The 17509-nt window shown below is 57.8% G+C and carries 19 protein-coding genes; 5 read left to right on the plus strand and 14 right to left on the minus strand.

Going from position 1 to position 17509, the window contains the following annotated elements; genetic code table 11:
- Positions 1–189: 189 nt before the first annotated feature.
- The 3 genes from STTU_RS32655 to STTU_RS03885 all read left to right on the plus strand — a co-directional run bounded on the left by STTU_RS32655 (position 190) and on the right by STTU_RS03885 (position 2964).
- On the plus strand, positions 190–1575 hold the full coding sequence (locus STTU_RS32655; RefSeq protein ID WP_267881238.1) for a glycerophosphodiester phosphodiesterase: 1386 nt from the start codon (positions 190–192) through the stop codon (positions 1573–1575).
- Between the two features lie 278 nt (positions 1576–1853).
- Positions 1854–2675, plus strand: a complete 822-nt coding sequence (locus tag STTU_RS32170) for a GH25 family lysozyme (protein WP_052862316.1) — start codon at positions 1854–1856, stop codon at positions 2673–2675.
- 58 nt (positions 2676–2733) lie between these two features.
- Entirely contained in the window at positions 2734–2964 is a 231-nt protein-coding gene (locus STTU_RS03885; protein ID WP_043254035.1) for a hypothetical protein, read from the plus strand.
- A gap of 572 nt (positions 2965–3536) precedes the next feature.
- Here STTU_RS03885 and STTU_RS34535 read toward each other — a convergent pair.
- The 13 genes from STTU_RS34535 to STTU_RS03930 form a co-directional block, all read right to left on the minus strand.
- A complete protein-coding gene (locus STTU_RS34535) occupies positions 3537–3887 on the minus strand; it encodes a hypothetical protein (protein ID WP_158678773.1) in 351 nt (116 codons plus the stop codon).
- 827 nt (positions 3888–4714) lie between these two features.
- Positions 4715–5203 carry an adenylyltransferase/cytidyltransferase family protein gene (locus STTU_RS03890; protein WP_234019138.1) on the minus strand — a complete coding sequence of 163 codons (489 nt, stop codon included), beginning with the start codon at positions 5201–5203 and terminating at the stop codon, positions 4715–4717.
- Between the two features lie 41 nt (positions 5204–5244).
- The gene (locus tag STTU_RS34540) at positions 5245–5466 is read right to left on the minus strand and encodes a hypothetical protein (RefSeq protein WP_158678774.1); all 222 of its coding nucleotides are present in this window, start codon (positions 5464–5466) and stop codon (positions 5245–5247) included.
- Positions 5467–5969: 503 nt separating this feature from the next.
- Entirely contained in the window at positions 5970–6395 is a 426-nt protein-coding gene (locus STTU_RS03895; protein WP_007820004.1) for an Lsr2 dimerization domain-containing protein, read from the minus strand.
- Positions 6396–6473: 78 nt separating this feature from the next.
- A complete protein-coding gene (locus tag STTU_RS03900) occupies positions 6474–6815 on the minus strand; it encodes a histone-like nucleoid-structuring protein Lsr2 (protein WP_043254038.1) in 342 nt (113 codons plus the stop codon).
- A gap of 135 nt (positions 6816–6950) precedes the next feature.
- Positions 6951–7550, minus strand: coding sequence for a hypothetical protein (locus STTU_RS03905; RefSeq protein ID WP_043254040.1), 600 nt, complete (start codon positions 7548–7550; stop codon positions 6951–6953).
- Positions 7547–8899 carry a DUF3987 domain-containing protein gene (locus STTU_RS32665; protein ID WP_158678775.1) on the minus strand — a complete coding sequence of 451 codons (1353 nt, stop codon included), beginning with the start codon at positions 8897–8899 and terminating at the stop codon, positions 7547–7549. The genes STTU_RS03905 and STTU_RS32665 overlap by 4 nt, the downstream gene beginning before the upstream one ends.
- 82 nt (positions 8900–8981) lie before the next feature.
- Positions 8982–9320 carry a hypothetical protein gene (locus STTU_RS03910; protein WP_043254041.1) on the minus strand — a complete coding sequence of 113 codons (339 nt, stop codon included), beginning with the start codon at positions 9318–9320 and terminating at the stop codon, positions 8982–8984.
- Between the two features lies 1 nt (position 9321).
- Positions 9322–9621 carry a hypothetical protein gene (locus tag STTU_RS34545; RefSeq protein ID WP_158678776.1) on the minus strand — a complete coding sequence of 100 codons (300 nt, stop codon included), beginning with the start codon at positions 9619–9621 and terminating at the stop codon, positions 9322–9324.
- A gap of 333 nt (positions 9622–9954) precedes the next feature.
- The gene (locus tag STTU_RS34550; protein WP_158678777.1) at positions 9955–10344 is read right to left on the minus strand and encodes a hypothetical protein; all 390 of its coding nucleotides are present in this window, start codon (positions 10342–10344) and stop codon (positions 9955–9957) included.
- Between the two features lie 469 nt (positions 10345–10813).
- Positions 10814–10996 carry a hypothetical protein gene (locus STTU_RS34555; protein ID WP_158678778.1) on the minus strand — a complete coding sequence of 61 codons (183 nt, stop codon included), beginning with the start codon at positions 10994–10996 and terminating at the stop codon, positions 10814–10816.
- 856 nt (positions 10997–11852) lie between these two features.
- Positions 11853–12017, minus strand: coding sequence for a hypothetical protein (locus tag STTU_RS34560; RefSeq protein WP_158678779.1), 165 nt, complete (start codon positions 12015–12017; stop codon positions 11853–11855).
- A 2383-nt stretch (positions 12018–14400) separates the two neighbouring features.
- A complete protein-coding gene (locus tag STTU_RS03930) occupies positions 14401–15090 on the minus strand; it encodes an XRE family transcriptional regulator (protein ID WP_324607869.1) in 690 nt (229 codons plus the stop codon).
- A gap of 257 nt (positions 15091–15347) precedes the next feature.
- On the opposite strand from STTU_RS03930, the gene STTU_RS03935 reads away from it, so the two are divergent.
- Both STTU_RS03935 and STTU_RS03940 read left to right on the plus strand, forming a co-directional pair.
- The gene (locus STTU_RS03935; RefSeq protein WP_007820020.1) at positions 15348–15539 is read left to right on the plus strand and encodes a hypothetical protein; all 192 of its coding nucleotides are present in this window, start codon (positions 15348–15350) and stop codon (positions 15537–15539) included.
- A 73-nt stretch (positions 15540–15612) separates the two neighbouring features.
- Positions 15613–16551: a hypothetical protein gene (locus tag STTU_RS03940; protein WP_158678780.1), complete on the plus strand. Its 939-nt coding sequence runs from the start codon at positions 15613–15615 to the stop codon at positions 16549–16551.
- A 452-nt stretch (positions 16552–17003) separates the two neighbouring features.
- Here the strand turns inward: STTU_RS03940 and STTU_RS34565 are convergent, their stop codons facing one another.
- Positions 17004–17351, minus strand: coding sequence for a hypothetical protein (locus STTU_RS34565; protein WP_158678781.1), 348 nt, complete (start codon positions 17349–17351; stop codon positions 17004–17006).
- Between the last annotated feature and the right edge of the window lie 158 nt (positions 17352–17509).

Here is a 17509-nt window from a genome sequence, read left to right on the forward strand (position 1 = left end):
GACGACGCCGAATCTTTGTGGCTCGACTTCGGGGGTGGTCGGGTCTCCGTGCAGTCCACCAGTGTGGGGCAGCGTCTCCACGAGCACCTGACTGCCGATGATCCACATGGGGATCGCGCGGCCGTCCTGGCCGAGCTGGAAGCCCGTAGGGGCGCCCCCAACGGCCTCGCGCCGCTTGATGCGTCGGGGATGCTGCCAGAGGCCCTGGTGCCCTCCCACGGACCGCAGACGGCAGCCTCCGTGACCTCGTACCTCGCTCAGCCCATTTTCTACTGCGCTCACAGGGGTTCCGGCATGGAATTCCCCGAACACACCATGGCCGCGTATGACGCCATTGTCGCTTGTGGGGCTCAGGCCATTGAGGTAAGCGTCAATCTGACTGCTGATGGTGTGCCGGTATGTATGCACGACCCCACGCTAGACCGGACCACCAACAGCACGGGGCCCGTTCTGGGCACTCTTTATGCGGGTCTTTCGAATACGACTAAGGTTCAGCCTGCTGCGATTCTCGGGCAGGGGTGGCAGCCTCAGCCGCTTCCCACTCTGAGAGATGTTCTTGATCGTTTTATCGGTCGAGTGGTCATTTTCCTGGAGGGTAAAACAAACGAGGCAACCATAGCTGTACAGAAGATGCTTGCCGACTACTACCCGACTGCTAATCAGTCGGTCATTTGGAAAGCATACTTCCAGTCTCCCACGTTCCCGCTAATGAAATCCCGTGGCTTCACCACGTGGGGCTACGTGGATGATGGAACCACGAATGCTCAGCTTGACGCCGCCGATGCCAACATTGATATGTGGGGTGTTCCTCACACCATGGCAGCATCGCGTATGGCGGAGATCGTTTCCCGGGGTAAACCGGTGATGTGCTGGGAAGTTCACCGACGCTCCCAGCACGATCAGCTAATTGGCCTTGGGGTGCGGGGCATGATGTGTGCTCAGTACCAGTGGATCACTAACCGGTCTAAACAGATCATTCCTAATGACACATGGAAGAGCGCCACAAAAGCGCCGGGGGAAATGGGTCGCACCTATTATTCTGGGGTGCGTTCGCTGAAATACTCCGGTACTGGTGAAGCCTTTATGGATGTGACGAAAGATGCTGTTCTTGCGGGTGCTCAGTCCTTTCCGGAGTTTCCCACCAACGGCTACCGCATCACTTACGACATGCTTTTCGAGGCGATACCAGCCACTAACGAACATGCGGGAATTGCATTTGGCAAAGCCGACGACAGCCCTTACCAGTTTGGTCTAGCGAACACATCTGGTGGATATCACGTCTGCTTTAGGGGTAATGGTGACCTACAGCTTTTCTCCCATCAGCCGAATGTGACTAATGGAACGCAGCTCGCTTCTGCCTCTTCTACGGCTCCCAAGGCAAATACTTGGATGAGTTTTCAGGTAGATATCACCCCGGCCGCAGTCACCCTTACCCGTACCGACGTGACACCAAATGTGTCCGTGACGACAGCGGATAAAAACTATCGAGGTGGATACCTTCACCTGTCTGCCGGATCGGTTGCCGCTATCGGTAACCGCCCACGGTGGCGGAATCTGAAAGTCACCGCCCTTTAAGGAGGGCCCTTGTCCCCCAATGAAATTATTGCGCTAGGCGGCACAGTTTCGGCTGTTGCCGCCTCAGCGGCTCTTATATTCGCTTCCTTTCGAACCAACACAGCGAAGGTGTGGAAAGACGAAGCAGACGCACAGAAGTCACGGGCGGATCGTCTACAGCTAGACATGACCGAGATCAAAACTCGACTGACCGCAATTGAGCGTGAAAACCGACACCTCATTGACCTGCTGACCGCACTAGACCCTATCCGCATTACACGCACCCCGAGGGAGCCCCTATGACCGTAAAAGGAATTGACGTCAGTTCCTACCAGAGCGAAACGTACTCCACCACTGGCATTGATTTTGTTTTCGTCAAGGCGACTGAGGGTGTCAGCTATGTCAATCCAAAAATGGCTGCTCAGGCTAAACGCGCTCGTGATGCCGGTCTAGTTGTTGGCTTCTATCATTTCCTACAGCCTGGCGACATGAAAAAGCAGGCCGCTTATTTTGTGGAAAAGGCGGCAAGCCGGGAAGGTGACCCGCTCTGGGCTGACTGGGAGACCCCGGGGGTTTCCTGCGCCGACAAGGATGTTTTCCTTGCCGAGGTGAAACGCCTAAGGGGTTCCACTCACCGGGTGGGCCTTTACTGCAACAAAGATTATTGGACTCGACGGGACACCACTAGCAATGCTGGTGATGCTCTGTGGATTGCCGAGTACAACAACAAGCCGGGTAAGCCGACTATTCAGGCAACTTGGCTGTTTCATCAGTACACGAGCACTCCGATCGACACCAACTCTGGGGCTTTCGCGTCTCGGGCCGCTCTGAAAAGCTGGGCTCAGAAAGCGAAGGCGAAGCCTAAGCCGTCCGTGCCGAAGGTTCCCGCTTTCCCGGGCGCGAGTAAGTTCGGCCCCGGCTCGAACAATGCCTACGTCACCCAGCTAGGGAAGGCCCTCGTCAAGAAGGGGTACGGCCGTTTCTACAAGGTCGGCCCCGGCCCTCAGTGGGGGCAGGCGGACCATGATGCCACGCAGGCGTTTCAGCGCGCTCAGGGATGGACTGGCCGTGACGCTGACGGCATCCCTGGTAAGGAGACGTGGGCAAGGCTGATGAAGTAACCCCCTCCCCCTCTCCCCCATGGGGACATACATATATGTGCCAATTAAAGGAGTACGCATGTTCGAATTCATCAAAGCGCACGCGGTGCGCATTACAGGGCTCCTGACAGCCCTGGTACCTGTCGGAGCCTGGGCCCTCCCAGATGTGGACTGGCAGGAGGTTCTAGGGGCCGTCCTCGTCCTCCTGGGCCTCGGCGAGGCCGTACAGCGCGTCGAGGACAGCAAGACCCGTGAGGCTCTTCTAGAGGAGCCCCCAGAGCTGGCGGAGGTTCACCAGCTCCATGACTGAGGCATAGGGGTGTGCCTGAGGGAGAAACAGATAAGGGCCCCCGGCAAATGCCGGGGGCCCCTTTTTTGCTCTAATCACTCAGGTGTGGATTCCTGCCCCTTCCGACGCTCAAGGGCATCCGCCATTGGAAGCATGCACTCAAATCGTTCCCGAAACTCAGCGGGAGTGAATACGACTCTCACTTTCCGCCCGAAGTCCGGTCCCGGAGTCGTCACGGTTACCCACATGATAATGTGGCCGTGATTGGTGCTGTATCCAGAGAACCGTGCATCACGAATTGCTTTGTGCCCCATAACAACCCCTTACCTGTAAGCGCTTCCACGAGATCGTGATACTGCTCTGCCGGATTACTCGTTTACCGGGCTCCCTTTCTTGCAGTCCGGACAGGTGACATCCTGTCCAGGTTTCGGGAAGAAGTTGAGGATTACCGCCCCATTGATCCTCAGGTAGATGGATTTCCCGCACAGGGACTTCCCGCGCCTTGCTAGGTGGATGACGGTACTCAGATCGCCAATGAGCCCCGGAGTCCACTCGCTTGGATTGGAAGGCAGCATGACCACTTCTGCCGCAGATCAGATATCCGCAATTTCCGCTGTAAGGCGTGACACAGTGTTCCAGTGCTCCGCTGCTTGCGAACTTATGCGGAACATATACTGTCGCAAATCTCCCCAGACATGAATAACCGCATCCTTCCTATAGACTTCCGAAGTGGGATCATTTTCTTCTGGCAGTTCGGCCTTTTCCTGCTGCTCTTCACACACCCTGGCCAGGTTTCCGCAGATGACCCTAATTGCGAGCCATTCCGCATCGGCAGCCTGCGCCGCTTCCAGCCTCTCCGAATATTCACGGGTCTTATCCTCGGCAATCTCCTTGAAGTACTCAGCCACTTCTACGCGAGATTGCAGAATCGTGAATTGCACCATGAGCCATACCCTCTTTCTTTTGGTTGACTACCACCATCTAGGAACCCCTGCGAGTTCCTAAATGATGGGCTACAACCAACCGAGTGTGTAGCTAGCGGCAAAAGGAATCACCACGATACAACCGCGCCCAATCTACCTCTAGCGCGCTAATTCCTTTGTTTACCCGGTAGTCGGCCGCTCAGAGACTTTCGTTTTCCATCTTCTTTCGACACTGGAGGCAAGTTACCTTCTTTCCGAACCGCTCGTAAAACTGCTTGGTCTGCCAAGGGCCCGCCTTCTGGTAAACGGACTTTCCGCACGCAGCCTTATCACGCCGCACAGCGTGAATGACTTCACTGCGATATCCGATAATCCCGAAAGCCCACTTATTGGGATTCGCCTGAATCATCCTTCGCACCTCCGCCCAGCTCTTCTCGTACGCGAATGCAATGAGCTTGCGTACTATTTTCTACCACTAGTTCTTGTTCGTTGGTGTCCCAAAGGGTAGCGAATACGCCATCCCTCCCAATTACGTATCGAGAATTACTCTCCACGATTCTCCATCTCAGATTTCCCGAAGATGCATTTTGATGTGCGGCCACGTAAGCTCTTTACACACCTTGCACGTAGGACCCCTCCAAAGCGAAATCTTCCTTTGGGGGTTCACCAGCCGCTTACCGCAAAGCGTCACTAATAGAGTGCTATCCCCTAGACGAATCTCAGGCTGGCATTCGGGGCATGTCCTGTGCGATTTGCGCTCTCCCGGCTTGCCCTCTTCTTTTTCTTCCTCGTTCTCCGACTTGGCTTTTTCCTTTGTCGGCGCGAGTGTGTCCGCCATCAATCCCCCGTTACTTCTCCACTTGGATTACCGGAGAGGTCCCCTCCCGGATCACGGCCTTTATGGTGCTGCTGCTTCTGTGCAGAGTGTACGGCAGCCACACGAGCCGCACACCGACTTCGGCAAAATCGCGTTCCCACTGGTCACCCCTGGGGGTGCCCCTCCAGTCGTCCCCCTTAAAGAACGCGTCGAACTTGTGTTCTTCCCACGCCTTGATCTTGTCAAGGCCGTAGTCCGGAACGACAGAGTGTACGAATCGCAGCGACCGCATCAGCTCCATGCGCTCTATCAGAGGGATGATGGGGCGAGAGCCCTTGTGCTTTGCGGCCTCGTCTGTGAGGCAACCGACTATCAGTCGGTCGCATCTCTCTGCGGCCCGTTCAAGCAACCGCAGATGTCCGATGTGAAAAAGGTCCCACACGCCGGACGCGTATCCCGTAACAAGCTCCCCACTCATTTTTACCCCCCACAGGTTTTCGTTTTCTGTCCGATTGGACACAACCCCTCCCCCAGCACGGAGAAAGGATTGAATGCAATCGGTTAGATGAACCACGCTTCATCAAAACCGAAAAGCTTGGCTACTCTATCCGCCTGCTTTTTAAGCACCTCCCGGTATGCCTCCTGTTCCCTTGAGGTCCACTGCTCAAAGTCTTCCGGATAAAAGCCTGAGTCCTTATCAGCACTAAGAGCGGCACCAATGCCATGCATAAGCGCATCTTGGGCCGCTTCCTTCATCCGAGTACGAGTGACTTTTCCCGGCACCAGCCCTCCTAATATAGGTTGTCCAACACTTCGATCTCTTGGGACTCAATACGCGCCCAAATGGATTCAAGATGCGCGTACACATTTTCAGGTGTCGGCTGTTTCCGCAACGTCAGGTTCTCTTTGCACGCCTCAGGGCTAGTGCGCACCAACACTCCGTCGTCCCGGAATTCTGCGTGAAGAAGCTTGAATTCCCTCGCGGTCTGATGAACTACCACACCCCACGCCCGCCCACGCCTGTCAAGATGAATTGCAGGCTTGAGCATCAGGAATGGAGCCTTTTTGGCGCCGGTTACCGCCATCATCTCTCCTTCTCTTCCTACCCAGAAAGCCCCCGCCCTTTCGGGCGGGGGTTCTCATGGGTCAGTGCTGGCAGCGGGAATGCCCGTCCGACTGACACGCATTGCACGGGGCGGAATGCCACTGCCAGTCATGCTGCGGGTAGTCCCGCTTACAGTTCAGGCAGTATTGCGAGACCTCCCGCACGGTCTCCTGTTTGTCCGTCATGCGTCCTGAGTCTCTTCCTCTTCTCCAGCGGCCTCATCGGCCTTAGCGGCTTCCGCGCGCATGTGCGCCTCATACTGACGGATGAAGCCAGCCCCGATGCGTCCACGTTCGCTGATGGGCTTTCCATCAACCTCGGCGCCGGTCTCCAATGCCCACGCGCGTACAGCCTGCTTGAACTCCGCGCTGTAGCCGTCTCCCTGATCCTTCTTTGCCGCAGCCCCACGAGCAACAGGGATTTGAGTCTGTTCCGGCTGCTCGCGCTTACGCGCGACGGCAACGTACCGCCCGGTGAATTCCAGGTACTCCTTGTACTCCTTCTCCGTCAGGTCGATGTCATACACGGCACCCCCAATCTCAAGGGTGAATCCCGAAACCTCATCTCCAGTTGCGTCCGACAAATCCGACTGACGAATGAGCGCCATCGCTACTCCCTTGTTCGACTCTGCATCTATGCCCTGCACATTCGGGGCCCCGTTTCCGGGGCCCCGAAGCTTCTCCAACTAGTTCGCCTTGAGGTACGCCTCTTCTACCTCACGGGGCACCCGGCCCCTGTTTCCCAGGTTCGGCCAACCGTTCTTCCTGGCCCACTCCCGGACAGCCGAGCTGTCCCGGCCCACCCCCGTTGCCTTGGCCCCCCGGGCAGACTTCCTACCAGGACCAGAGGACGCCGACAGCTTGCGCCCCTTCTCCACGTAGGGAGCCAGCACCTCGCGGAGCTGGTCACCGTTAGCCGTGCTCAGGTCGATTTCATACGTCTTCCCGTCCAGGCCGAAAACAACGGTTTCGTCGGCCTCCTCCCCCGTGAGATCGTCAACCAACTCGATGATCGTCTTCTGTGCCATCCTCGCGCCTTTCCAAGAGTGGATTGAGGTAGACGAATAGTGTCACACGTACTGCCCGAATTCCAGCCGGACACAGCGAGCGCACGGAATCCGTGCGCCACTGAGTCTATCCGGACTCCTAGACCATTCTTACTCTCACGCGGACGGACGCGAGGGGTTAGACACGTAGGTGAGGGGTTCCCCCGGCATGCTCACGAAATACCCCACGATCCGGTTTGCGTCCCTGACGTGATACACGGGTCGGAGCACACGTTCCCCACCTCCCTCGCCATCGACTAGGGGGAGGTCCATGATGTTGCGGTAGCCGTTAAGGAGTTCGAGGAAGTTGACTGCGTCAATTTCGTGCCCCCGCATTTCGGAGAAATCACGAAGGATGTCCTTTGCGTCCTTCGTGAATTCCTCCAATGAGTTGAGGCTCACGGACTCCCAACGTTCCGTGAAGCTACCGGCACGCTCGTTTTGCTGCCCCAATGCCGCGTGCGCCTTGGCAGTGCAGCTCTCAGTGTTCACAGTGGGCGCCCGGTAGAACGCCTTGTGCTTTTCAGCCTCAACCTTCCCGGCGTCCGTCCATGTGATGGACCAACGACGGCTGTCATCATTGACCCATTCGGCCAAGCCGCGCTTGATCAACGACTGAGCGGTTTTAATGTTCCGCCCCTTGGCTCGCTTCACCAACCCCGCTTCCTGAGTCAGGTCCCGCAACATTTCCATCTCTTCGGGGGACAGGTCACTCATGATGTCTCCTTCTTCTTCTGTGTTGCCTTCTTAGCGGCAGCCTTACGGGGCTGAGGACGCGCCGAAGCCTTCTTACGGGGCGAGGGTACTACCGACAGACTTGGGGGGCTGGCGGGGGTTTCTGCGGCCTTCTCGTCCTTGATCACGTAGTGGACTGGTTTGGGGCCCGGTACCCTCGCCTCACGCACCTGCACGTCAATCCACGGGTACGAACTCATAAGTTCCCGAACCTGCGGTCCCCGAATACCCCGCTGCGCCAAATGGCGAGCCAATCCCGTATGCAGGATCTCCCCGCCTGCCCTTTCCAGAATGTTCCTCACGAACTGGTCAAGGGGAGTAACCGGGCGCCCCATGCCGCGAGGCACATTGAGGTTCGCCACCTCGGTTGTGATCTTTTCCAGGCTGCTCATTGAATAGCGCACCAATTCATATGCAGCCTTCACCGCCGCAACGGAAATCTTGGTCTTCTTTTCGCAGGCCGTGTAAGCCATTGCAATGCGTGCAATGTGTTCCGCTCCCCGGGACAGGAAAACCGATTGGGCGGGGTCCATGTCTTTCACTTCTTCTGCGATCTCAGTGCGAATTTCGAACAGCACATCATCGGCCCGGGGAGTCATGCTGATCGTTCGGGGCTTCTCACATGCCCACTGGTACGCGTCTTCCAGTGCGGAAGAGGGGGTGAAGTTACCCCTTGAACGCGTGTGCAGCATTTTCGAGCGCTGCACGTAAAGGGGAAGCATTCGGTTATAGCTGCCCCCCAGAGCATCATTTCGGGAGAGATACGCCCCCCACTCCCCCGGAGTGATGTGCGCGTGAAATCCAAGCAACGGACGAGGAACCCCTACGTGCGCTTTGGTCGTGCGATTCTCAATCGGCTTTCCATCCCATGCCTGCCGCAGACGCGAGGAGTAGTTTTTATCCCTCGAAGCCGCCCGCAGAACGTCTGCCCATTCCTCCTCCAGGATGAATACACGTCCGTCCGGTTCATCCAAGTTCGCACCATCCTGGATGCGCCCGGCAACGGTCGTTACCAGGGCCGCACCCGACGTGATACCAGACCGCCTGCACTCGTGGTAGAAATCCCGCAGGTTGGGGCCGAGAGCCCCCACAGCGGCCCTTAGAGCGTCCCCCTTGGCGGCATCAGCGGAATGCCCTACCAAAATGCTCCACACGGCAGCGGGGCGGTTCGATTCCTGCTCTGACTGGCCCATGTAGACCTTGCCATTGATGCCCGCTGAATAGATCGAAAGGAGGGCCCCGAAAATACCAATGGGGTCACCCTCCGATCCGGGCAAGTTTGCCTCAACCGCTTCACCGATGGGCCCGTACTTGATTTTTTCCCAACTCACCTTCGTTCCCTTCCCTGTTGCCTGAGATTCCATGGATAGGGCCGGAAACCTTCCGGCCCGCACCAAAGCACCTCATGCCCCGTCAAAGCTCTTTCGGGGGTTCCCCAACACCCTCGAAATCGAACATCTGATTGAGTGCCTGCGCCAAGTGCTCAAGCCTCACCACCTGTCGGGGCATTTCAACCCTGACCTTGCTGTTGGCGAAGGTCGGAGTATGCAAGGGCACTTGCCCGGCAAGCCTGTCCACAGGGCCGCTCAGATTGTAGCTCATAAATGCTCGTTGACCCGTGAACTTCACTTCAACGAACGTTTCCGGGATGGCAGAGGGGCGGATAGCTTCAACCTTCCTATATCCGTCCCCTGTCACAAGGGTGTCACCCACTCCGATTTCCCGGAAAGTGGTGCGCTCCCAAATGTCCATTCTAGTTTCCCTGCTTTCCTGTGTGCTGTTCCTGCCCCAAACCGTTGACGGCCAGACGTGCAGGATCGAGATTCGGGAAGTCCGCCATTGCAACAACGGACGAGAGAGGAAGTTCGCCCAAACTCGTGCTCCCCTTACGGGCGTCCAGGATGACCGCTTGGAGCATTCCCGCCGCATCCCATCTCAACAGACGCTCGTTCAAATCGATATCGAAACGAGCCGACCCCGCTTCCTCAAACCCCCCCGCCTCAAAACGGTGCGGCACGTAAAAGATGACATCGACTGTGTGCAGATTAGGCATTACACGTCCTCACGTGGCTCGATCGGTTTATAAGGTCGCGCTCCTCTTGCCACGCCTCCCCGATGTCATCCATGAACAGACTCAACACAACGCACGGGTCGGGGTACGCACTCGCAGCTATGCCAGCGTCGCCGTACAGCTCCCCCAGCGCCCGCAAACGTGACCGGGCGGACTTCACCCATGCTATCGCCCTTGCACGCTCCACAAGCGTTTCAGAGTCAATCATGTACGTCTTAATTTTCACCAACTCAGCTCCCCTCCTGTGTGGCCCGGGTAGGCCAGTGCGGTACGCGGAAGCCTCCCGCTCCTCCGCGTGCCGCACAAACCCCCGGATCACCGCTGTTGGGCGTCCTCCCGCTCGGCCTCGACCGCTCGGCGCCTCTTGGGGGGGTTGTTGTACGGAGTGCCCTCCCAAACGGGAAAAACCTTGTCATTCTTAATGATCTGATAGGCCAGAACGGTTGCGGAAATGCCATTAATGCGCCCCGCGACCCAGTTCAGGTAGTCCCACTCGAAAGCCTGTTCGGCAATGTCCGAAAGGAGAATCGGGGACGGGTGCAACCCCATGGGTTCCCGTCTTTTTCCGTGTCTCCGGTAGTGCTCTTCTTCCCTTTTCACGACCACGTTTACTAGTGGACTCCCCGGAGTCCACTCGATGTAGAATTCCTCGTATCCCATTTTCAAAGCTGTGACACAAACGGCCTGGTGGGTGTACTGCATCATTCCCCCTATTGAATTACCGGAAGTGGATCACGGACACCAGAAGCGCCATGCTTACCATGAACAGCATAAGAAACGGCCGCATCAGATTCCCTCCTCGCGAAGTATTTCCTGCCTTACTCGGAAGCGTTCCGCTCGCTTTACGTTGCGGCGCTTTCGGCGCCGACCCTTTCCGGGTGCCTCGTTATCCACGCAACTCCGCCCATGCGTGCACTCGTGGCACGCGGGGCCAATCATCCTCGCCACAACTCCCCTTTTGTTTGCCCCAGTTGGCATGACAAAGGGCGGGACACCTGCTCTCCCGCCCATCATCAAAACGACTAGCGCACTGCGTTCGGCAACTCGAACTTGGCAGGGAACCTTTCGGAATGCCAGAAGTTCGAGTGCCCCTGTTTGGCTTCCTCCCTGTTGAGTACGCTAGTTCCGCACACGCAGAGGACCCTTTTAGGCCATGTCCACTGGTCCGGCCCCTTCATTCGCTCTCCCCGATAGCGCGAGCTACGCGGCGCTTGTACTGCATCCAAACGGAATCAAAGTCCCGACTGGGGGAGACGATCTCGCGCTTATCTTTGATCACTCGGGCGTGACGCCCGTCGTACTCGCCATCCGACATGGATTCCTGATAACGCAGGCCGGAATCGGGATGCCCTGCCACGGTCCCCCACCTTTCCCCTTCTGGGAAATCCGCTACCTCATGCATAGCCCGCTCACCCTTCCTCAACTCGCACTCGCCTTTACCCTCTCGTTTAACGTCGCTCAGACGACGTGTCAGATCTCAGAATGGCCTTAGGGGGGTCATGAGGTTAAACCCTCGCCACAGAGGTTCGGGTACCTGCACAACCACCGTGCCAGAGAATCGGGTAACAGGTTCCCTGAGCCTTGCATCACTTTCCCACCCCATCATTTGTACGAATGAAGTCGCACCGTGCAAGTGCGGGAACTCAATATCCATCCAGTCTTCGCATGAGCCGTGCAAGATCGCGTTGAAGTGAACAACGATGTTCGACAACTCTTCTTGCGTCATTGGTCAGCCCCTCACCAGGTAGTCAGCCATGTGTGTTTCCGCGCAGTCATCACAGATGGGGCCTACGTGCTGCGCTCGTTTTTCCCCGGCCTTGGCACGCCCATAGTCGTGCACACCCGGGTTTTGCGTGAAATGCGATTCGTGTTCGCAGTTGCATTGCTTCACCCTTGACCCCTACTTCCCTAGCCACTTGCAGGCATCCGAAAAGCCCTGTGCGCAATCGTCCGCCTTGGCGTCCGAAAACCCCTCATTGAAGGAGCTTACATGGCTATGCCCGGACTCGGAGGGTGATTCAACACTTTCCCACATCTGCCCCCCGAAAACGCCCAACAGGCAGGCAGCAACGGCCACACTCGCGAACTGAAGAACTCGCCTCACTTGATCCCCTCCCGTTTAACGTCCAAGGGACGTGACAACTATTGCCACCCGCCCCCTGTGGGGGCGACGCTCACGGCCTAAAGCCTGTTTAGAGTCGCCGTGACGACTGTCAGGAACCTGCCGCACACAGATCCAAATATTCTCGGAACTGGTACCACTCATCTACGCTTCGGAATGTCAACCCATCAACATCAGGGTGAAACAACATCCCATTTTCGATACGGACTTCCGGACGGTACTCAGGCGGGTAAATTACCCAATCGTCATTGATCATGATTCCTCCCTTTCGAGTTAGATCCAGTCGGTTGCCGCATGACGTTCGCCATGCATTGGACTGCCGCACCCCTCGCACATGCTTGTGCTGTAGGTATCCGTTTCGCAGTCGCACTCGCCCCTGTCCGCACCTTCGGACTTGTGGACGTGGCACTCCTCGTTGTGGTCCTTCCACCCCATTCCGGGGTTGGCCCGGTTGCTGAGCTGGGAAAGCGGCATACCATCCTGGTGTTCCGGTTCCGTGTGGCAGCCCCCACACTCGCCGTTTGCCAGGTGCCCAATGCAATCCGTGCAAACCCACGCGGTGACCGGCTCAAGCTGCGTACTCATCCCTATTCCCCTTCATCTGTACCCCCTAGGTGGAGATAAGAGGGCACTCACAGCGTGAGTACCCGATACCTCTAACCTAGCCTTTGCGCCTACTGATAATCCCTTGCAACTCGGCACACGCGCCTACCACCTCATCTTTACTCATGAGGCTCCCAAGCGAATCCACGCTAACGAGTTGGCGAATCGCTCTTCCGTTCTGCACCCGAATACCATCGTCCATGATTGTGCAGGACCACCCAGCGGCTTTCAGTCGATTCATTGCCTCACTGAACAGAATGGCGTGACCGTAGTAAAAACGCTCGCCCATAGCCGTCTTTCCGTCCCTAGTAGCGCCGCACTGTGCGACTCCCCTACGCAGGCAGTCTGTCATCCCCTTAGGACAGGAGCCCCGGGCCGGGAGAGTGTCAGTCCCCCGTGCCCGTGTCCCGCCTGCCGGATCATGTCGCCTGTCTGCGGTAGGCAATCCCAAGTGCTGATCCCGTGGGCGGCTTCCTCACGCCTGATCACGGGGTCATGCGAGCTATGCCGACTGGCAGAGCCGATGGCGCCTCTGGCGCCCGCTCACAGCCCCTACAGGGGCCACGCTCGCACGTGTGTGTTGCTGCGCATAGCCTGTCGATGCGCCTCTCTACCGGCCGTAGGACCCCGCCGGTACAGGTCATCAGGTAATTCAGCGCATGACAGAAAGCGCTATGCGAATCACCCGGAAGTAATGGGCTCTCTATGGAGTTCTCAAGTCGGCTGCGCTCCCTTTGTACTCACCCTCTCGGGCTTTCCTCTGGTGCCCCCGGGGCCGCTTGCGCTGCCCCGTTCCGACATGGAGAAAGCTAGCCCTCTAGCCACAAGCTCTCAATCCCCCTCGTGCAACCTGGCGTGCGACAGATGCACGCTGTGTATCAGTGCCCGCTTGATTGGGGGAAGGAACGCGCACACGAGCGCACGTTGCATAAAGCGCTGTTCTTGTCAAGGGTATATAACGGGCAATCACAAGGTATTCCGTCACGGAAAGTAGTCAACCAGTCTTTGCCTGCGCTTTAAGGTGTGTCCGGAATAGGTGGATTCACATATTCACAACCATGCCAGCACTTGGGCATAGCGTGATCCGTACGTGACAAAAGCACGCGCTTAGCTCCTGATGCCCCCTTCGCAGATCAGGGCAATTAGGGCACGCCCTGTGCTCTGCTATCCCCCTATCCATACCCCCAATTCCCACATGCCCTACCTGCCTAGATACGCCCCACTAGTACAAGCCCCCCGCACAGGTATCCCCTATACGGCTATTGCCCCACTAGGCACGTATCCCAACCCGTACCCGGCTCCCTGCTAGCCCTCCCTCAAGCACCCCTCCCACCCAAGAGGCACGACACCCAAACGATCCGGCGCGCGCCTTCCGTGCGTCCTCACCGCCCCTTTCATGTATGTGCTCATTCCCGCCTCTCAGCTCGAATTAGGCACATATATGTATGTCCCCATGAGGGAGATCTCATCTCCCAAGTCCATGCCCTGTGCACGCGTATTGATAGGCACATATATGTATCCCCCTACCCCTGGGGTAATGCGCACACATATGCATAAAGGACCCACCGGGGGTGCCTTCCTTTGATCGTGTACGGGTTTCATTATTTTCACAATGGCACAAATCTCTGAGTGCCTTTCTAAGCGCTTCTCGACCCACTAATACACCTGGGACACCAGACAGCACCTTTTAGGCGCCAGAAGGGCCTTTCAGGGCCTTTTTCGGCAGCGTTAGGCGCCCCAACCGCCTTCAATAACATCTGTCAAGGCATTCGCCTGCCTTTCTTGTGTGATTTGCAGCACATCATTGAGTGAATGCGTGAATAAAAGTGCTATCTCACACCTACATTACTTATAGGGCAGGGTTATATACCCTGCCCATTAGAGGAAGTAGGCCCCTTCAAGGGGGCCTCTGGTGAATGAACACACAGATAAGCCCCCGCCTTACTGGCGGGGGCTTTTTCTTGTCTGTGATAGGTAAGGGCCCCCGGGATCAGCCGGGGGGCTCTGATCCCCCATGGGGACTTACATATATGTGCCTAACCCCTTGGGGGCAGGGGCACCCCTCGTTCCCACAGCTCCTCGGCATGGTCGCGGAAGCGGCTGAACAGGCCCTCAGCGCCCAGGCGCCGCAGGTGCAGCATGGGTGAGTCGTGTCCCACCAGCCGCGCCAGATGCGGCGTCACCAATGCATCGTCATCGAACCGAAAAACGGACAGGCCAACATGGTTCACAGCGTCCTCAGGGGAGGAGAACCGCGTCTCCACCCCCGCTAGGGGCCCGAGGCGTTCTAGGTGCTCCAACGTGATACGCACCCGTGTGGATACCGCCAAGGCCGTATCTTCAATGGCCTCTCGGTTCCGCGTGACTGCCCCCTCAGGGTCCCCCAGTAGAAACCTGATGCGGCAACCGGTCTCAGATTTCTTTTTCACGATCTCCGGGAACCGGGGAATGGTTGTCCACAGGAAATAGTTCGTATACCCGGCAAACAGGATGTCCTTTTTTGCGGCATGAACTAAGTCCGTCCACACCTGATTTGGGCACGCACTGCGATACGGATAGGAGTGCACCAATTCTAGATCCTCACCGGACTTGATGCGCTCTTTGACGACCCTGGGCCAGATCATTTCTTCATCCACTTTCAATGCGAGGGCAGCGTCCTGCCGATTTCGTGCATGGGGTATCAAATTTTCGTCGGCTATCCAGCGCTCAACGGTTTTTTTACTCACCCCTAGGCGTACTCCGAGGCTCCCAGGCGTTTCTCTAGCGGCGTTCATAGCCGATTGCAAACGAGTGTTCAAGGCTGCTCCCCGAGACGTTTGGGACGTTTCACGGTACCGCCCAGACGTCTCAACTGCCCCTGAACGTCCCCCACTTTGTCACCGTTGCGGCGTCATGATGGTTGCACCTCCCCGGTTAACCCAACCGGAGTGGACCACACGGAGCCCGGCCTAGAGCTACGCTCCAGACAACAGGAAGGACCGCCATGCCCGCCTTCGCTCTCCTCACTCCGTCTCCCGCTCCCGTCGTCGCCAGCTCTACCCCGGCGCGGACCTACGACTCCGCGCGGCAGCTCAACGTCACCGCGTTCGGGTCGGCCGTCGTGGACACCCCCGGAGTGCTGTTCGGTGACTCCATGACGATCAACTCTTCTGGCTCCAAGAAGGACGACGACTGATATGCCTCTGCCTCCAACCGTTCTGGTGGTGTCATCCCCAGGAGACCTTGCCGTTGATCTAGTGGTACGCCATGTGGCCAATCGCAACGTGGACGTACACAGGATCGATCCGGCAGACCTGACCCGCCCCGGAGTGCTGCGTCTCTCCGGACACTCTGACGATGAGCCGGTCAGGTTCACCCTCAGGGACGAGAACAGAGAGACACTGTCTCCCTCGATCGTGTCGGTTTTCTGGTGGCATCCCGAACAGCCCGAGGGGTGGGAACAGAGTGAGTCCCGTGTCATTCTCGAAAGCCTGCTGTACGGCCTCGAAGATGTCATGTGGGTCAATCACCCCCACAAGGCGTTGGCGGCCAGGCCGGGGCCCTCACAGCTCCGGCTGGCCTCAACGCTCGGGTTCTCCACCCCTCCTGCGCTCTACACGAACGACCCTGAGGAAGCTGCGCGGTTCGCCAACGAACATGGCGGGCGTGTGGTCTGTAAAACCCTCACGGGGCACCCCGACCGTTTCATTCCGGCCCGGGTGGTGGACGCGCAGGAAATCAGGGAATCCGGGGACAGCATTCGCCAGGCAGTGCATTGCTTTCAGATGCCTGTGGAAAAGCGGCACGACGTCCGTTTGACCGTGATCGGCGAGCGCGCGTTCCCCTGCAAGATCGATGCCTCTGGGGGTATCGACTGGCGGGCAATCCCTGAGGAGGGTACGGCGTTTGAGGCTACGCCGATGAGTCGCCCGCTAGGCAAGCGTGTTGGTGCACTGATGCAGTCTATGGGGCTGGAGTACGCAGCCCTTGACTTTGCAGTGGATACACGCGGAGTGTGGTGGTTCCTGGAGGCCAACCCCTCTGGCCAATTTGGCTTCGTAGAGGCCAAAACCGGAATGGCCATTTCCAGGGCCATTGCTGACCACCTCACAGAAGCGGCCCTAGCAACAAGGTCGTTCACTCCGGGTGGGGGGCATCGCGCTTCGTCTCCTGCCGCGCCCTGGCCGGGTGGGGAGGTTGAATCCTGAGGCCGAAAGCTGGAAGGGGCACCCCCAGGGGTGCCCCTTCTTGTGTCCTACTCCTCTCCCCCATGCCCACTTACATATATGTGCTAATTGCGGAACGTGAACAGCCCCCGCCCAGGGGAGAACGTCACCGGGCGGGGGCGGTCAGGGGGGCCTAGCCGTCCTGGCCCTGTTCCTTGCGGCCTGCCACGTCACGCAGAAGGTCTGTTAGTCGTTCTGCCTCACGGAGGGGGAGACGACCGAGGTCAATCAGCCGAGTGTCATCCCGTGAGTCTGTGGTGAGCGAGCAGGACGGAAGGTCCGCCTGCACGGACGGCAGTCGTATACCGACCGCCTTGAAGGCGTTGTGCAGTCTTGTGGCTACTTCCTGCGCTTCCCACAGGGGGCCATGCACCACGGGTGTGCGGTCTGCTGTTTCCATGGACACGGGTTTACCTTTCGGGTGAGTGATATTTTCAGGATAGGGGGATGTATCCCATCAAATCCGTTTCAGGATTCTCCCACTCCCGCTTCTCTGCCTTGCGGGCTTTTTTCCTTTCCCGAGCCTTGTGCCGATCCACGATGTCAGCGACCTCATTGACGCGCACCGCGAGCCGTTCGGCATCCGCCATGGAAATGTTTCCGAGACCCACGGAGAAGGTGACATCAGCACTGTCATGCTTGCAGGGCTCTTCCACGTGGATTTCCGGAAAATCCACCCCCAGGCGCCGAAGCGCGTTCACGAACTCAACGGCTTTCATTACAGCTTCGTCTTTGTCCGTGTAGCTAAAGTACTCGGGGCCGACAGGTTCCAGGTTCACCATTCGCTCTTCACTTACTTTGGGGTCAGCTCTTGACCCATGCGATTTCACGGGGGGTCATTTCCGTGATTACCTTGATTGGAGTTACAGCGATTACATAATGAGTGAACTCCTCCCCGGCCCAGACCCTTGCGGGGTCTCCCGCAGTCAAGGTGGCCTCA

This window comes from Streptomyces sp. Tu6071 (assembly GCF_000213055.1).
GTDB classification, from domain to species: Bacteria; Actinomycetota; Actinomycetes; order Streptomycetales; family Streptomycetaceae; genus Streptomyces; species Streptomyces evansiae.

What these genes read in the sequence shown, in the direction of transcription:
- STTU_RS32655 (WP_267881238.1), top strand. Translation starts at nt 190, where the DNA reads ATGCTGCCAGAGGCCCTGGTGCCCTCCCACGGACCGCAGACGGCAGCC.
- STTU_RS32170 (WP_052862316.1), top strand. Translation starts at nt 1,854, where the DNA reads ATGACCGTAAAAGGAATTGACGTCAGTTCCTACCAGAGCGAAACGTAC.
- STTU_RS03885 (WP_043254035.1), top strand. Translation starts at nt 2,734, where the DNA reads ATGTTCGAATTCATCAAAGCGCACGCGGTGCGCATTACAGGGCTCCTG.
- STTU_RS34535 (WP_158678773.1), bottom strand. Translation starts at nt 3,887, where the DNA reads ATGGTGCAATTCACGATTCTGCAATCTCGCGTAGAAGTGGCTGAGTAC.
- STTU_RS03895 (WP_007820004.1), bottom strand. Translation starts at nt 6,395, where the DNA reads ATGGCGCTCATTCGTCAGTCGGATTTGTCGGACGCAACTGGAGATGAG.
- STTU_RS03900 (WP_043254038.1), bottom strand. Translation starts at nt 6,815, where the DNA reads ATGGCACAGAAGACGATCATCGAGTTGGTTGACGATCTCACGGGGGAG.
- STTU_RS03905 (WP_043254040.1), bottom strand. Translation starts at nt 7,550, where the DNA reads ATGAGTGACCTGTCCCCCGAAGAGATGGAAATGTTGCGGGACCTGACT.
- STTU_RS03910 (WP_043254041.1), bottom strand. Translation starts at nt 9,320, where the DNA reads ATGGACATTTGGGAGCGCACCACTTTCCGGGAAATCGGAGTGGGTGAC.
- STTU_RS34545 (WP_158678776.1), bottom strand. Translation starts at nt 9,621, where the DNA reads ATGCCTAATCTGCACACAGTCGATGTCATCTTTTACGTGCCGCACCGT.
- STTU_RS34550 (WP_158678777.1), bottom strand. Translation starts at nt 10,344, where the DNA reads ATGATGCAGTACACCCACCAGGCCGTTTGTGTCACAGCTTTGAAAATG.
- STTU_RS34560 (WP_158678779.1), bottom strand. Translation starts at nt 12,017, where the DNA reads ATGATCAATGACGATTGGGTAATTTACCCGCCTGAGTACCGTCCGGAA.
- STTU_RS03935 (WP_007820020.1), top strand. Translation starts at nt 15,348, where the DNA reads ATGCCCGCCTTCGCTCTCCTCACTCCGTCTCCCGCTCCCGTCGTCGCC.
- STTU_RS34565 (WP_158678781.1), bottom strand. Translation starts at nt 17,351, where the DNA reads ATGGTGAACCTGGAACCTGTCGGCCCCGAGTACTTTAGCTACACGGAC.